Genomic DNA, 14,275 nt, shown 5'->3' with positions numbered 1-14,275 from the left:
TCCCGAACTCGGAAGTGAAACGCAGCTGCGCCGATGGTAGTGTGGCTCAAGCCATGCGAGAGTAGGTCATCGCCAGGGTTTACACCCAAAACCCCGCTGCTCACGCAGCGGGGTTTTTCTTTGTGCGCAGTAAATGCGGGTAGTGCCGCCCGCTGGCCGGCAACCCGATGGCATTACATCACCCGGTAGATCCACGCCATGCGTGGATGCCCTCTGCGAGGAACAGCGGCGCCAACCAAGGTTGGCCGCTACCAACAGCAGGCGCACACAGCGGTCCTTTGCCGGCCAGCGGCCGGCAACTTTGTGCGCGGTAAACACCGGGTAGTACCGGCCGCTGGCCGGCAACCCGATGGCATTACGTCGCTCGGTAGATCCACGCCATGCGTGGATACCCCCTGCGAGGAGCAGCGGTGCCAACCAAGGTTGGCCGCTACCAACAGCAGGCCCACACAGCAATCGGTTGCCGGCCAGCGGCCGGCACTACCAGGGGCAGGTCACGCATAAAAAGACGGCGCCCTGCGGGCGCCGTCCTGATCAAACTCGAATGGAAGGCCCGGATCAGGCGACCCGCGAGACCTCGAGCGGTTCCTGCTGGCGGAATACCGAGACTGCTTCGGTCAACGTGCCCGCCTGCGACTGCAGCTCGCGTGCGGCAGCGGTGGCTTCTTCCACCAGCGCCGCGTTCTGCTGCGTGGCCTGATCCATCTGCACCACGGTCTGGTTGATCTGCTCGATACCGATCGACTGCTCCTGCGACGCTGCAGAAATCTCACGCATCAGGTGGCTGACATCCTCCACGCCGCCGACAATGCCCTGCATGCGCTGGCCGGCGTCGGCCACCAGCTGGGCACCTTCACCCACCTGCCGGCCTGCTTCGTCGATCAGCTTCTTGATCTCCTGTGCGGCCGCCGCTGAACGCTGTGCCAGCACGCGCACCTCGCTGGCCACCACGGCAAAGCCCCGGCCCTGCTCGCCGGCGCGCGCCGCCTCCACCGCTGCGTTCAACGCCAGGATATTGGTCTGGAAGGCAATGCCGTCGATGACGCCGGTGATGTCGCCGATCCGCTTCGAGGCACCTTCGATGGCCTGCATGGTATCCACCACCCGCTGCATGGCCGTGTTGCCGTCACTGGCAGCGTTCTGCGTGGAGGCGGCCAACGCACTGGCCTCACGCGCATGGGCGGCGTTCTGGCGCACGGTGGCGGTCAGTTCCTCCATCGATGCTGCGGTCTCCTGCAGGTGCGCCGCCTGGCGCTCGCTGCGCTCGGACAACGCGCCGTTGCCGGCGGCAATCTCGCTGGCGGCGGTACTGATCGACGCCGCGCATTCCTGGATGCGGCCGACCATGCGTGCCAACTGCCCGGCCGTGGCATTGGCATCGCGCTGGATGGCAGCGAAGGCGCCGTGATACTCGCCGTGCATGCGTCGATCCAGATCGCCGTTGGCCAGTGCCGAGAGCATCTGCCGTACCTCGTCGACGGTGCTGCCGAGCGTATCGAGCAGCTGGTTGATGCCACCGGTCAGGCCATCGAGGAAGCTGGCGCCTTCAGTGGCCTGCAGGCGCTGGTCGAGGTCACCGGCCGCTGCCGCTGCGACGATGCCGGCCACGGCATTCTCCAGCGCGAGCTCATGGGTGCGGTCATGCCATTCCACGGCGAAGCCCAGGCGCACGCCCTGCGCGTCGAACACCGGTGTGACCACCTGCGCGAAGTGCACCGGGCCGATCTGCACCTTGCCGTTGTGGGCTACCTGCAGGCCGTTGAGGATCGCGCGGATGCGGTCCGGGTTGGCGTGGAAACGATGGATGCTGCTGCCGACCAGGCGCTCGGCGTCGAAATCGGGGAAGGCCTGTCGCAACGTCGCCTGCTGGTTGCGCAGCAGTGCCACCACCGAGCGGTTCACGTAGCGGATCACATGGTCGTTGTCGGCGATCATCATCGCGGTGCGCGAGGCATCGAGGGCCTGGCGGATCTGCGCGTTCTCGGCATGTGACGCGGCTTCGCGCCCACGCTGGGCCTGCACGTGGCGTGCAGTGTCGGCCAGGGCGTGGGCCAGTGAACCCGGCGCATAGGCGCCGGTATCGGCATGCGCGCCAAGATCGGCACCGGTGGCGATATCGCGTGCGAGCGCGGCAAGCCGACGCGGGCCGTGGCCAAGGGCCTCGGTCTGCTGCCGAAGGCGCAGTGCGACCTGGCCGAGGAACAGGGTCAGGCCCGCGAGCATGCCGGCCTGCAGCAGCGTCGGCCACAGCGCGGCACCGCCCTGTAGCGGTGCCAGCAGGGCGAGGGTACCGACGCCACCGGCCAGCCACACCGGAAGGCGATCGCGGTGGCCCAGCAGCACGCCCAGCAGCAGGGCCATCGGCAATGCCGGTGACAGGCTGATGATCGCGCACAACACGGCCAGCTGCAGCGACAACAGCAACGCCAGACCGTTGCGGGCGACGGCCCGGCCCGCCTGGGCCCCGCCCAACCACGCGGCTGGCAGCACGGCGACGGCCGCCAACGCGGCGGCCTGCACCTGCGGGCCGCGCAGGGCCAGCGCCAGGCCAGCCAAGGCCAGTACCGCGCTGCCGATCAGCAGGCGGCGGTCAGCGCGGTGCGCGAGCTGCTGCAGGTGCGGCAGGCGGGCGGTATCGGGGGGGCGGGAGGATGCAACGGACATCGGCGACTCCTGGATCAGCAGACGACAACGGCCACGCCGCGGCGCACGCAGGAGTGCGTGACCAGGGCGCGAGCCGGGAATTCGGGGAATGCGACGCGATCAGCGACGCGGAGACGGGACACCGCGGCCACATCCTGTGGGTGACGGTGCAATGGAGCAGGCATGCGGACTTCCTTGCAGAACCAGACACACGCCGCAGGCCCGACCGGACCTGCGTGCTGCGGACGCAGGGGCCCGCAACTGATGTATCGGCCGCAGACGCGCAGAGTGAAGCGCGCGGATACCTTTGCTCAGCCCGCGTTGTCGTTGCTGAAGAAGCGCAGGATCACGCCTGCGATCTGTTCCGGATCTTCCATGTGCAGGTGATGGTTGCCGGGAAACACCGCCAATCGCCCATCGCGCAGGTGCTGCAGGCGATCGCTGCGCATCGGCTCGGGATAGTAGGACTGCGCCGGCGTGGCATAGATCACCTGCGTCGGGCAGGCGATGGCCTGCAGCAGGTTGTCGATCTGGCCCTCGCTGAGGCGGATCGCGGTGGGCAGCATCAGGCGCGGATCGCTGCACCAGCGGTAGCCACCCTCGACCGGTTCCACGCCGCGCTCGACCAGCAGCCGTGCGCAGTACTCGCTGAGCTGGTTGGTCATCATCCGTGCGCGGATCGGCGCGGCCAGGTCGGGGAACACGCGCAGCTGCTTGCGTGCCAGTGCGCGCGTGGCATTCACATGCTCGCGCAGGCGGTTGGCGGTTTCTTCCTCGGGGCCGCGCAGGCCGCCGAGCGCTTCGATCGCCACCAGGCGCTCGACGCGGTCACTGACCGAGGCGGTGAGGCTGGCGATGCCGGCGCCCATCGAATGGCCGAGCAGGTTGAAGCGGTCCCAGCCCAGTGCATCGGCGACGTCGAGCACGTGGCAGATCGCGGCGGCCGTGGTGTAGCTGGCACCGGCCGGCAGATGCGCGCTGTGGCCATGACCGGGCAGGTCGATGGCAACCAGCTGCAGCGACGACAGGTGCGGCGCCAGCGGCACGAAGCTGGCCGCGTTGTCGAGCCAGCCGTGCAGCGCCAGCACGCGCGGGCCATCGCCGTGGTTGCGCAGGCCGGCGACGCGCGCGCCACCGACCTCCAGTTCAAACGGTTGCAGACTCATGCCAGCGAGGCCACGGCCAGCCGCGCAAGCGCGCGTGCGTGCTCCGGTTCGGCGTTGAGGCAGGGGATGTAGCGCATCGTCGCGCCGCGCTCGGCCAGTGTTTCGGTGAACCCCAGCGCGACTTCTTCCAGCGTCTCCAGGCAGTCGGTGGCGAAGCCGGGGCACACCACGTCGATCTGCTTCACGCCGGATTCGGCCAGCGCCCACAGGCTGGGCTCGGCATACGGCTGCAGCCAGCGCTCGCGGCCGAAACGCGACTGGTAACCCATCTGCCACTCGTCCCTGCCCAGTTCCAGCGCCTTGGCAATGGCCTGTGCGCTGGCCTCGCAGCGCTGCGGATACGGATCGCCGGCATCGGCCAGGCGCTGCGGGATGCCATGGAAGGAGAACATCAGCGTCTGGCCGCGACCGTGCTGTTCCCAGTAGCGGCGGATCGAGCCGGCCACGGCCTCGACCCAGCCCGGATCGACCGAGTAGTCGCGCACCAGGCTCACGGTCACGCCAGGATTGCGGCGCTGCCAGGCATCGACGCGGTCTTCGACCGAGGCTGTGGTGGTGGTGGAGTACTGCGGATACAGCGGCAGCACCACGATGCGGCGCGCACCGTCGGCTGCCAGGCGGTCGAGCTCGCTGGCCAGCGCCGGTTCGCCGTAACGCATCGCATGGCGCACTGTCAGGGTCGGCAACAGGGCCTGCATGGCCTGGGCCAGATGGCGTGTATGCACCATCAGCGGTGAGCCGTCGGGCAACCAGACCTGGGCGTACTTGGCCGCCGAACGACTGCTGCGCAGGGGCAGGATCAGTCCGCGCAGCAGCGGCTGCCACAGCAGTGGCGGGATCGCGACCACGCGGCGGTCGGACAGGAATTCAGCCAGGTAACGGCGTACGGCGGGGGCCGTCGGCGTCTCGGGCGTGCCTAGGTTGACCGCCAGCACGGCGGTATCGGGTGCGTCGAGCATGGCGGTATTGTCGCCGATCCGGTGTCGTGCCGGGATGCAGGGTTCGGATTGCAGGCATAGCGCGCATCAATGTGAGCAGGGAACGCTCATTGGGGATTCATGACAACGCTACTAATTTCAGTCACTTGCTATATCTTCCTATGGACTGACTTCTGGAGCCTGCCATGCGTCGCCCGATCCAAGCCCTGCTGATCGCTGCCAGCCTGCTGTCCAGCCAGGCCATGGCCGGGCCGCAGGAAGACCAGCGTGCGCGCAATGCCGTGCGCGTGCTGGCTGAAATCCAGGAAATCCCTGAACAGGGCATTCCGGATAAATTGCTGGACGAAGGCCGCGCGGTCATCGTCATTCCCGACACGATCAAGGCCGGTCTGGTCATTGGCGGTCGTCGTGGCCACGGCCTGATGTCGGTGCGCATGCCCAACGGCGCCTGGTCCAACCCGGTGTTCGTGAAGCTCACCGGCGGCAGCATCGGCTTCCAGGCCGGCGTGCAGTCCTCCGATGTGGTGCTGGTGTTCCGCAACGACCGCAGCCTGGACAACCTGGTCAACGGCAAGTTCACGCTGGGTGCCGACGCTGGCGTCGCCGCCGGTCCGGTGGGCCGCAACGCCGCCGCGGCCACCGACGGCCAGCTGAAGGCCGAGATCTGGTCCTGGTCGCGCGCCCGCGGCCTGTTTGCCGGCGTCGCGCTGGATGGCGCGGTGCTGCAGATCGACGATGCTGCCAATCTGGACGCCTACGGCAGCAACACCACGCCGCGGATGATCTTCGAAGGCCGCGCCGCCGGTTCGCCGTCGATGGATGTGGTCGCCTTCCGCGATCGCCTGGAAGAGGCCACCTACGCGGCGCGCAACAACCGCAGCGGCAACGGCGGCAGCGCGCCGCGCCCGGCTGCCGCCCCGGCCGCTGCCCCGGCGCCTGTTCAGGCAGCACCGGCTGCGCCGGCTGAGGCCACCACCGCGCCGCTGCAGAACGTGCCGCAGACCCCGCCGCCGCCGCAGCAGGGCTTCCAGCCGGTGAATGACGGCGAGATCCGTACGGAAACGCTGGGCGGAAACTGACTTTCGTCACGCGCGCCGGCTGACAGCCGGTGCGCTATGCTCGACAGCCTGATCACTAACGTAACGAGCGTCTTTATGGGCAGTTTCAGCATCTGGCATTGGTTGGTCGTGCTGGCCATCGTCCTGCTGGTGTTCGGCACCAAGCGCCTGACCAGCGGCGCCAAGGACCTCGGTTCGGCGGTCAAGGAATTCAAGAAGGGCATGCGCGACGAGGACAAGCCGAACGCGCAGCTGGGCGATGAGTCGCGCAGCCAGGACGCGTCGCGCACCGCGCAGGACGAGCACGACCGTAACGCTCGCTGATCCGGAGCGGTTGCGGTGTTCGATATCGGCTTCAGCGAACTGCTGGTGATTGCAGTGGTCGCCCTGGTGGTGCTCGGTCCCGAGCGCCTGCCCAAGGCGGCCCGCTTCGCCGGCCTGTGGGTGCGTCGCGCCCGCAATCAATGGGATTCGGTGAAACAGGAACTGGAGCGCGAACTGCAGGCCGAGGACATCAAGCGGCAGATGCAGGACGTGCGCCAGGGCATGCAGGACACCGAGAACCAGCTGCGCGCCAGCGGTGAAGCGATCCGTCGCGAAGCCCAGCAGGCGCAGCAGCAGGGCGATGACCTGGTGCAGCAAGTCCGTGCACCGGCGCCCGCGGATCTGCCGCCGCACATGAGCGCCGCGCCCGATGCCGTTGAACCAGCGCAGGACGGTGGTGCCGCCGAGCCGGTTTCGGCCGCGCCCGCTGAAACTGGTACGCCGCCGCCGGCGCAGAGCACGGAGCGCCAGCCATGAGTGAACAGGACTTCGGCGAGAGCTCGCTGGTAGAACACCTGGTGGAACTGCGCGGCCGGCTGGTGCGCGCATTGCTGGGCCTGGGCGTGGTGCTGCTGGCGCTGCTGCCGTTCACCCAGAAGCTCTACAACGCGCTGGCCGAACCGCTGGTCTCGCAGCTGCCGAACGGGCAGACGATGATCGCCACCAACCCGGCCGGTGCCTTCTTCGCACCGCTGAAGCTGACCTTCTTCGTCGCGTTGTTCGTGGCGGTACCGTGGCTGCTGTACCAGCTGTGGGCGTTCGTCGCGCCCGGTCTGTATGCACGCGAGAAGCGCCTGGCGGTGCCGCTGCTGGTGTCATCGGTGCTGCTGTTCTACACCGGTTGCGCCTTTGCGTATTTCCTGGTGCTGCCGGCGGTGTTCCACTTCCTCACCACCTTCAGCCCGGACGTGATCGCAATCACACCGGATGCGAATGCCTATCTGGACTTCGTGCTGGCGATCTTCTTCGCCTTTGGTGGCAGTTTCGAACTGCCGGTGGCGATGGTGATCCTGGTGTTGCTGGGCTGGGTGACGCCGCAGCAGTTCAAGGAAGGCCGCGGCTACGCGATCGTCGGCATCTTCGTGCTGGCGGCGGTGCTGACCCCGCCGGACGTGGTGTCGCAGCTGATGCTGGCGATTCCGATGTGCCTGCTGTACGAGCTGGGCATCCACGCCGCACGCTGGCTGGTGCCGTCGTCGGTAGTGAAGAAGCCCGCCGCCTGAAAGACAAAAAAGGGGACGGAGGGGATTAAGTCGTTTTTGCCTTTAACGACTTAATCCCCTCCGTCCCCTTTTCGATCCACGCATGGCGTGGATCTACCTGCGTTCTGGTCAGGCGTGGAACACGTCGCTGGAGGTCGGCGTGGTCGGGATCGGCGGCGCCGCGCGGCTGCCGCGGTGCACGAACATCTGTTTCCACGCGGCGTAGACCGCGCCGACATACAGCGGCATCAGCACCGTGGTCAGCACCAGCTGGGCGATGAAGGCGGCGGCCAGCGGGCCGCCGATCAGCATCGCGATCTGGATCACGATCACGAACAGGATGTACATGCAGAACGCGGCGATCAGGCCGAGTGCGGCGAACACGATCATCGCGCCGATGTTCTCGATGCAGCCCTGCAGGCTCAGGCGCAGCGCGTGCATGCCGCTCTGCTTGTCGAACACCACCAGTGCCGGCTGGGTGAACATCGCCAGCGATAGCGCGACCGCACTCAGGAACACCAGCAGCATCCACAGCGCGATGCGCTTGGCCGGCAGGTTGGCGACCAGCGCGGCCGCGTCATCCGGCTTGATCTGCTGGCCACTGCGGCTGATCTCTTCCATCTTGGTCATGACCTCGCTGAAGGCGGTGAAGCCCTCGCGGCCGATCATCAGGAACAGCAGCGCGCCCAGTAGCAGCACCGCCAGCACCTGGATGGCCAGCGGCACCAGCAGATGGCTGACGCGGTGGTCGCGGATCGGCTGCAGCAGGTGCGAAGCCAGGCCCGGGCGGCCTTCGTCGATCTCGCCCACGGCATACAGCATGCCGCCGAACATGATCGGCGAGATGGCCAGCGTCATCAGCTGCACCGCCATGCCGGCGGCGCCCGGAATCAGCGTCGACAACAGGGTGACCACCCAGCTCACCAGCAGCCAGGTCAGGCCGATCCGGGCCAGCTGCAGCGGCGCACGCCGGTACAGGGAGAACGTATCCAGCAACCACTGGGCGCCCGCCGAAGCCGGCAGCTTGCGAATCTCTTTCATGGACATCCGGGAAGGACAGGAGGGGGCCGGGCGGCTGCCCGTGCCGCCGATTATCCCTGTTTTGCCGCCGGCTGGGCTGAAGACAGCCGTGCCTGGCGGACGAAGCGCCGCAACAGCTGGCGGGCCAGCGGCGCGGCACTGACCGCGCGCTCGATGCTGCGGGCGCAGCCGCCATGGCGACCGATGCAGTCGGCGCGGGCACGCACGTAGCCACGCATGTGGTGGGTGGCGAACTCCGGATGGAACTGCACGCCCCAGGCCTGGCGCCCCCAGCGGAAGGCATGGCAGCCGTCCAGCGGCGAGCGGGCCAGCACCTCGGCCCCGTCGGGCGCGCGCAGCACGGTCTGCAGATGGGTGGCGTGCGCGGCGAAATGCTGCGGCAGGCCCTGGAACAGCGGGTCCTGCGCGGCCTGCGGCTGCAGTTCCAGCTCGATCGTGCCGGACTCGCGGCCGGCCGGGTTGTAGGCCACCTCGCCCCCCAGCGCGTGCGCCAGCAGCTGATGGCCGTAGCAGATGCCGAACACCGGCAGGTCCTCGTGCGCGGTCTGGCGCAGCCACGCGGCACTGCGCTCGCTCCAGTCGGCGTGGTCGGTGACGAACGCCGCCGAGCCGGTCACCAGCACGCCGGCGAAGGCGTGCGGATCAGGCAGGGCGTCACCGTGCTCGACATCAATTACCACCGTCTCGTGCTCGTCCAGTCCGGCGGCGACGCGGATCCAGTGCGGGAAGCGCCCGTAGCGGCGCAGCGACGGCACCGGGCGGCCGGTTTCAAGGATCAGGAACGGAGCTGGGTTCATCCGGGGGCGGCAGGACTGACAGGACTTCCTCGATTGTAGTCAGCCCCTGCGCCACCTTTTCAAGCCCGGCCTGGCGCAGGGTTCGCAGCCCTTCAGCCCGTGCAGCACGGGTGAAGCCGGCCAGATCCATGTCGGCGCGGATCTGCCCGCGCAGCCGCGAGCCCAATGGCAGCAACTCATACAGGCCGATACGGCCGAGGAATCCGGTGCGCCGGCACTCCAGGCAGCCGACCGGCCGACAGGGCGTGGCGGCATCTGGATATGCACCATGGCTATCAGCCAGCACCGCCCAATCGGCGGCGCCGAGGCTGTGCGGCTGCTTGCAGTGCGGGCACAGCGTGCGCACCAGGCGCTGGGCGAGGATGCCGTTGAGGGTGCTGGCCAGCAGGTAATGCGGCACGCCCAGGTCGAGCAGGCGGGTGACCGCCGACGGCGCATCGTTGGTATGCAGGGTGGACAGCACCAAGTGGCCGGTCAGCGAGGCCTGTACCGCCATCTGCGCGGTTTCCAGATCGCGGATCTCGCCGATCATGATGATGTCCGGGTCCTGTCGCAGCAGGGTGCGCACGCCGCTGGCGAAGTCCAGGTCGATGTTGGCCTGCACCTGCATCTGGTTGAATTCGGGCGCGATCATCTCGATCGGGTCCTCCACCGTGCACACGTTCACGTCCGGCGTGGCCAGCCGCTTCAGCGTGGAATACAGGGTGGTGGTCTTGCCCGAGCCGGTCGGGCCGGTGACCAGCACGATGCCGTGCGGGCGCTCGACCAGCGCATTCCAGCCGGCGGCTTCCTGCGGACTGAAACCGAGCTGGTCGATGCTCTTGAAGGCCGCATCCGGGTCGAAGATGCGCATCACGCACTTCTCGCCGAAGGCGGTGGGCATGGTCGACAGGCGCATTTCGACCTCGCGGCCACCCGGCGAGCGGGTCTTGATGCGGCCATCCTGCGGGCGCCGGCGCTCGGCCAGGTCCATGCGGCCCAGCACCTTGATACGGCTGACCACCGCGGTCATCACCGCCGGCGGCACTTCGAACACCTTGTGCAGCACGCCGTCGATGCGGAAGCGCATGCGCCCCATCTCGCGGCGTGGCTCCAGGTGGATGTCCGAAGCGCGCTGTTCGTAGGCGTACTGCAGCAGCCAGTCGACGATGTGCACGATGTGCTGGTCGTCGGCGTTGACGTCGCCGGTACGGCCCAGCTCGACCAGCTGCTCGAAGCTGGGCAGGGTGGTGCTGGCCTCGCCGCGCACATCGCCACGGGCGCCGCGCACCGAGCGGGTCACCCCGTAGAACTCCATGGTGTAGCGGTGCAGGTCCAGCGGGTTGACCACCGCCAGCTCGATGCGGCGGCGGGTCAGGTGCTGCAGGTCACGACGCCATTCCTGCACCAGCGGCTCGCTGGTGGCTACCAGCACGCGCTCGGCATCCACCGCCAGTGGCAGGAAGCGATGGCGGCGGGCGTAGGCATGCGACACCAGCGCGGTCACCGCAGCGACGTCCACCCGGGTCGGGTCGATGCGCAGGTAACGGCTGCCGGTGCGCTGCGCCAGCCACTCGGTCAGGCGTTCCAGGGTCAGTTCGCCGCCGCCGGTGGCGGCCAGCTTGAGGTTGGACAGCAGTACCAGCGGATGCACTTCACTGGCGTTGCGCGCGCCCTGTGCGGAAAACCGCATGCGCTCGCGGTCCTGCTCGGCCACCAGGCCATCGGCGGTCAGGGCCGCGGCAATCTGCTCGAAATGCAGCCGTCCCCAGGGCAGCGGGACGCCGTCCGCCTCGCCGGGCGTGCCTGCCGGCAGCCGATGTTCCATCTGCCTGCTCCTCCCGGGTACGGAATGCCCCGCAGGTCGGCCGTTATACTAGCGCACCCCCTTGCCGGCCAAGACTCGTACGCATGTCCGCGACCCCGACCGTTCCGATCACCTTCCAGGGCCTGATCCAGACCCTGAACCAGTTCTGGGCCCAGCAGGGCTGCGTGCTCATCCAGCCGCTCGACCTGGAGGTGGGCGCCGGTACCTTCCACCCGGCCACCTTCCTGCGTGCGATCGGTCCGGAAGGCTGGAATGCGGCCTACGTGCAGCCGTCGCGGCGCCCGACCGATGGCCGTTACGGTGAGAACCCGAACCGCCTGCAGCGCTACTACCAGTACCAGGTGGCGATGAAGCCGGCGCCGGACAATATCCAGCAGCTGTACCTGGATTCGCTGAAGGCACTGGGCATCGATCCGCTGGTGCACGACCTGCGCTTCGTCGAGGACAACTGGGAATCGCCGACGCTGGGCGCGTGGGGCCTGGGCTGGGAAGTCTGGCTCAACGGCATGGAAGTGACCCAGTTCACCTACTTCCAGCAGGCCGGTGGCCTGGAATGCCGCCCGGTGCTGGGCGAGATCACCTACGGTCTCGAGCGCCTGTGCATGTACCTGCAGAACTGCGACAACGTCTACGACCTGGTCTGGACCTACGGCCCGGACGGCCAGCCGGTGACCTACGGTGACGTCTACCACCAGAACGAGGTGGAGCAGAGCACCTACAACTTCGAATACGCCGACGTGGAAGAAATGTTCCACCGTTTCGACGCCTGCGAGCGTGAGGCGCAGAAGCTGGTGGAAGTGAACCTGCCGCTGCCGGCCTACGAGCAGGTGATGAAGGCCAGCCACACCTTCAACCTGCTGGATGCGCGCCGTGCGATCAGCGTGACCGAGCGCCAGCGCTACATCCTGCGCGTGCGCGCGCTGGCCCAGGCGGTGGCCAAGGCGTACTACGAACAGCGCGAGAAGCTGGGCTTCCCGGGCGCGAAGAAGGCCTGACGGCCCTCCCGCACCGACCCGCTTTTCATCAACTACCCGGGGCGCCGGACGCGTTGCGCGCTGCGCCCCCACCACAGGATCGAACCGATGAGCCAACTGTCCCCCCTGCTGATCGAACTGGGCACCGAGGAGCTGCCGGTCAAGGCGCTGCCGGGCCTGGCCCAGGCATTCTTCGACGGTGTCGTCGAAGGCCTGCGCAAGCGCGGCGTCGCGCTGGAGCTGGGCGATGCGCGCCCGCTGTCGACCCCGCGCCGACTGGCCGTGCTGCTGCCGGGCGTCGGCCTGGAACAGCCGGAGCAGCACAGCGAAGTGCTGGGCCCGTACCTGAACATTGCGCTGGACGCCGAAGGCCAGCCGACCAAGGCGTTGCAGGGCTTCGCCGCCAAGGCCGGGATCGACTGGACCGCGCTGGAGAAGACCACCGACAACAAGGGCGAGCGCTTCGTGCACCGCGCGGTGACCCCGGGCGCGAGCACCGCCAGCCTGCTGCCGGAGATCCTGCGCGAGGCGATCGCGGCGATGCCGATTCCCAAGCCGATGCGCTGGGGCGACCACGCCTGGGGCTTCGCGCGCCCGGCGCACTGGCTGGTGCTGCTGCACGGCGCCCACGTGGTCGAGGCCGAACTGTTCGGCCTGCAGGCCGGCCGCGTCAGCCGTGGCCATCGCTTCCACCATGACCAGGCGGTATCGCTGGCGCAGCCGCAGGACTACGTTGAAGCGCTGCGCGCCGCGTTCGTGCTGGTTGACCCGAGCGAGCGCCGCGCGCGCATCGTCGCCGAGGTCGAGGCCGCTGCGGCCAAGGCCGGTGGCAGCGCCCGCATCACCGACGACAACCTGGAGCAGGTGGTGAACCTGGTCGAATGGCCGTCGGCGGTGCTGTGCAGCTTCGAGCCCGCGTTCCTGGCGGTGCCGCAGGAAGCGCTGATCGAGACGATGGAGATCAACCAGAAGTTCTTCCCGGTGCTGGATGCCGCAGGCACGCTGACCGAGAAGTTCATCGGCATCGCCAACATCGAATCGAAGAACGTGGCCGAAGTGGCCAAGGGCTACGAGCGGGTGATCCGTCCGCGTTTCGCCGATGCCAAGTTCTTCTTCGACGAGGACCTGAAGCAGGGCCTGGTGTCGATGGGTGAGGGGCTGAAGACGGTGACCTACCAGGCCAAGCTGGGCAGCGTGGCCGACAAGGTGGCGCGCGTGGCTGCATTGGCCGAAGTGATCGCACCCCAGGTCGGTGCCGATGCCGCGCAGGCCAGGCGGGCTGCCGAACTGGCCAAGAACGACCTGCAGTCGCGCATGGTCAACGAGTTCCCGGAGCTGCAGGGCATCGCCGGCCGCCACTACGCCGTGGCCGGTGGCGAATCGGCCGAGGTGGCGCTGGCCATCGACGAGGCCTACCAGCCACGTTTCGGTGGTGATGACATCGCGCTGTCGCCGCTGGGCAAGGTACTGGCCATTGCCGAACGCGTGGACACCCTGGCCGGCGGCTTCGCCGCAGGCCTGAAGCCGACCGGCAACAAGGACCCGTTCGCGCTGCGCCGCAATGCGCTGGGCCTGGCCCGCACGATCATCGAAAGCGGCTTCGAGCTGGACCTGCGCGCACTGCTGGCCAGCGCCAACGCCGGCCTGGCCGCACGCAACGTGCAGGCCGACGTCGGCGAGCTGTACGACTTCATCCTCGACCGCCTGAAGGGTTACTACGGCGACAAGAACGTGCCAGCCACGCACTTCAATGCGGTGGCCGAACTGAAGCCTGTCTCGCTGTATGACTTCGACCGCCGCCTGGACGCGATCGGCACCTTCGCCGCGCTGCCGGAAGCCGAGGCGCTGGCTGCGGCCAACAAGCGCATCCGCAACATCCTCCGCAAGGCTGAAGGCGACATTCCGGCCCAGATCGACCCGGCGCTGCTGCAGGAAGACGCCGAGCGCGCGCTGGCTGAAGCGGTCACTGCGGCCATCGACGACACCGGCGCCAGCCTGCATCAGAAGGATTACGTGGCGGTGCTGGCGCGCCTGGCCCGCCTGCGCCCGCAGGTCGACGCGTTCTTCGATGGCGTGATGGTCAATGCGGAAGATCCGGCGCTGCGTGGCAACCGCCTGGCGCTGCTGACGATGCTGGGCGAGCGCCTGGGCAAGGTGGCAGCGATCGAGCATCTGTCGAGCTGATGCCCGTATCGGTAGTGCCGGCTGCTGGCCGGCATTGCCACCGCGCATCGCATCGACCTGTGGATTGCCGGCCAGCGGCCGGCACTACCGGATCGCCGTCGGTGGATGTCCATCGGGATCATTGCCGGCATCGCGCAGGAT

The 14,275-nt window shown here is 68.1% G+C and carries 12 protein-coding genes and 1 rRNA gene; 7 read left to right on the top strand and 6 right to left on the bottom strand.

The annotated features are described in order from the left end of the window. Positions 1-78 (top strand): 5S ribosomal RNA (rrf, locus tag AC5P67_RS15385); the annotation flags it as partial. A 480-nt stretch (positions 79-558) separates the two neighbouring features. Here the strand turns inward: rrf and AC5P67_RS15380 are convergent. From AC5P67_RS15380 to hemH, 3 genes are all read right to left on the bottom strand, one after another. Further along, entirely contained in the window at positions 559-2,664 is a 2,106-nt protein-coding gene (locus AC5P67_RS15380; protein WP_241889473.1) for a methyl-accepting chemotaxis protein, read from the bottom strand. A 290-nt stretch (positions 2,665-2,954) separates the two neighbouring features. After that, positions 2,955-3,809 (bottom strand): alpha/beta fold hydrolase, encoded by an 855-nt coding sequence (locus AC5P67_RS15375; protein WP_241889474.1) that lies wholly within the window; start codon positions 3,807-3,809, stop codon positions 2,955-2,957. After that, on the bottom strand, positions 3,806-4,768 hold the full coding sequence (gene hemH, locus AC5P67_RS15370; RefSeq protein WP_241889475.1) for a ferrochelatase: 963 nt from the start codon (positions 4,766-4,768) through the stop codon (positions 3,806-3,808). The genes AC5P67_RS15375 and hemH overlap by 4 nt, the downstream gene beginning before the upstream one ends. A gap of 164 nt (positions 4,769-4,932) precedes the next feature. Between hemH and AC5P67_RS15365 the strand changes: the two genes are divergently transcribed. The 4 genes from AC5P67_RS15365 to tatC all read left to right on the top strand — a co-directional run bounded on the left by AC5P67_RS15365 (position 4,933) and on the right by tatC (position 7,352). After that, positions 4,933-5,826, top strand: a complete 894-nt coding sequence (locus tag AC5P67_RS15365) for a lipid-binding SYLF domain-containing protein (protein WP_099490699.1) — start codon at positions 4,933-4,935, stop codon at positions 5,824-5,826. Between the two features lie 75 nt (positions 5,827-5,901). Further along, positions 5,902-6,129, top strand: coding sequence for a Sec-independent protein translocase subunit TatA (gene tatA / locus AC5P67_RS15360; protein WP_005420453.1), 228 nt, complete (start codon positions 5,902-5,904; stop codon positions 6,127-6,129). Between the two features lie 15 nt (positions 6,130-6,144). Beyond that, the gene (gene tatB, locus AC5P67_RS15355) at positions 6,145-6,606 is read left to right on the top strand and encodes a Sec-independent protein translocase protein TatB (RefSeq protein WP_111193561.1); all 462 of its coding nucleotides are present in this window, start codon (positions 6,145-6,147) and stop codon (positions 6,604-6,606) included. Then, on the top strand, positions 6,603-7,352 hold the full coding sequence (tatC, locus tag AC5P67_RS15350) for a twin-arginine translocase subunit TatC (RefSeq protein ID WP_005411675.1): 750 nt from the start codon (positions 6,603-6,605) through the stop codon (positions 7,350-7,352). The genes tatB and tatC overlap by 4 nt, the downstream gene beginning before the upstream one ends. 108 nt (positions 7,353-7,460) lie before the next feature. Here the strand turns inward: tatC and AC5P67_RS15345 are convergent, their stop codons facing one another. Genes AC5P67_RS15345 through AC5P67_RS15335 form a run of 3 tightly spaced genes read right to left on the bottom strand, consistent with a single transcriptional unit; the run spans position 7,461 to position 10,976 of the window. Next, a complete protein-coding gene (locus tag AC5P67_RS15345; RefSeq protein ID WP_005411674.1) occupies positions 7,461-8,372 on the bottom strand; it encodes a BPSS1780 family membrane protein in 912 nt (303 codons plus the stop codon). Between the two features lie 50 nt (positions 8,373-8,422). Further along, positions 8,423-9,169: a glutamine amidotransferase gene (locus AC5P67_RS15340; RefSeq protein ID WP_062605304.1), complete on the bottom strand. Its 747-nt coding sequence runs from the start codon at positions 9,167-9,169 to the stop codon at positions 8,423-8,425. Then, complete coding sequence (locus tag AC5P67_RS15335; protein ID WP_099473913.1) at positions 9,141-10,976, bottom strand: GspE/PulE family protein; 1,836 nt, start codon at positions 10,974-10,976, stop codon at positions 9,141-9,143. The genes AC5P67_RS15340 and AC5P67_RS15335 overlap by 29 nt, the downstream gene beginning before the upstream one ends. Before the next feature lie 83 nt (positions 10,977-11,059). On the opposite strand from AC5P67_RS15335, the gene glyQ reads away from it, so the two are divergent. Beyond that, positions 11,060-11,971: a glycine--tRNA ligase subunit alpha gene (glyQ, locus tag AC5P67_RS15330; protein WP_005414927.1), complete on the top strand. Its 912-nt coding sequence runs from the start codon at positions 11,060-11,062 to the stop codon at positions 11,969-11,971. 87 nt (positions 11,972-12,058) lie between these two features. Then, a complete protein-coding gene (glyS, locus tag AC5P67_RS15325; RefSeq protein WP_049460645.1) occupies positions 12,059-14,134 on the top strand; it encodes a glycine--tRNA ligase subunit beta in 2,076 nt (691 codons plus the stop codon). The last annotated feature ends 141 nt before the right edge of the window (positions 14,135-14,275 follow it).

It is taken from the genome of Stenotrophomonas sp. YJH_SMC_21 (assembly GCF_059369555.1).
Note: the sequence above shows the minus strand (reverse complement) of the source record. Positions and strands in the feature narration are given on the sequence as shown.

Coding starts and splice junctions, on each gene's coding strand:
- glyQ (WP_005414927.1), top strand. CDS start 11,060: ATGTCCGCGACCCCGACCGTTCCGATCACCTTCCAGGGCCTGATCCAG.
- AC5P67_RS15375 (WP_241889474.1), bottom strand. CDS start 3,809: ATGAGTCTGCAACCGTTTGAACTGGAGGTCGGTGGCGCGCGCGTCGCC.
- AC5P67_RS15345 (WP_005411674.1), bottom strand. CDS start 8,372: ATGAAAGAGATTCGCAAGCTGCCGGCTTCGGCGGGCGCCCAGTGGTTG.
- hemH (WP_241889475.1), bottom strand. CDS start 4,768: ATGCTCGACGCACCCGATACCGCCGTGCTGGCGGTCAACCTAGGCACG.
- AC5P67_RS15380 (WP_241889473.1), bottom strand. CDS start 2,664: ATGTCCGTTGCATCCTCCCGCCCCCCCGATACCGCCCGCCTGCCGCAC.
- glyS (WP_049460645.1), top strand. CDS start 12,059: ATGAGCCAACTGTCCCCCCTGCTGATCGAACTGGGCACCGAGGAGCTG.
- AC5P67_RS15335 (WP_099473913.1), bottom strand. CDS start 10,976: ATGGAACATCGGCTGCCGGCAGGCACGCCCGGCGAGGCGGACGGCGTC.
- AC5P67_RS15365 (WP_099490699.1), top strand. CDS start 4,933: ATGCGTCGCCCGATCCAAGCCCTGCTGATCGCTGCCAGCCTGCTGTCC.
- tatC (WP_005411675.1), top strand. CDS start 6,603: ATGAGTGAACAGGACTTCGGCGAGAGCTCGCTGGTAGAACACCTGGTG.
- tatA (WP_005420453.1), top strand. CDS start 5,902: ATGGGCAGTTTCAGCATCTGGCATTGGTTGGTCGTGCTGGCCATCGTC.
- AC5P67_RS15340 (WP_062605304.1), bottom strand. CDS start 9,169: ATGAACCCAGCTCCGTTCCTGATCCTTGAAACCGGCCGCCCGGTGCCG.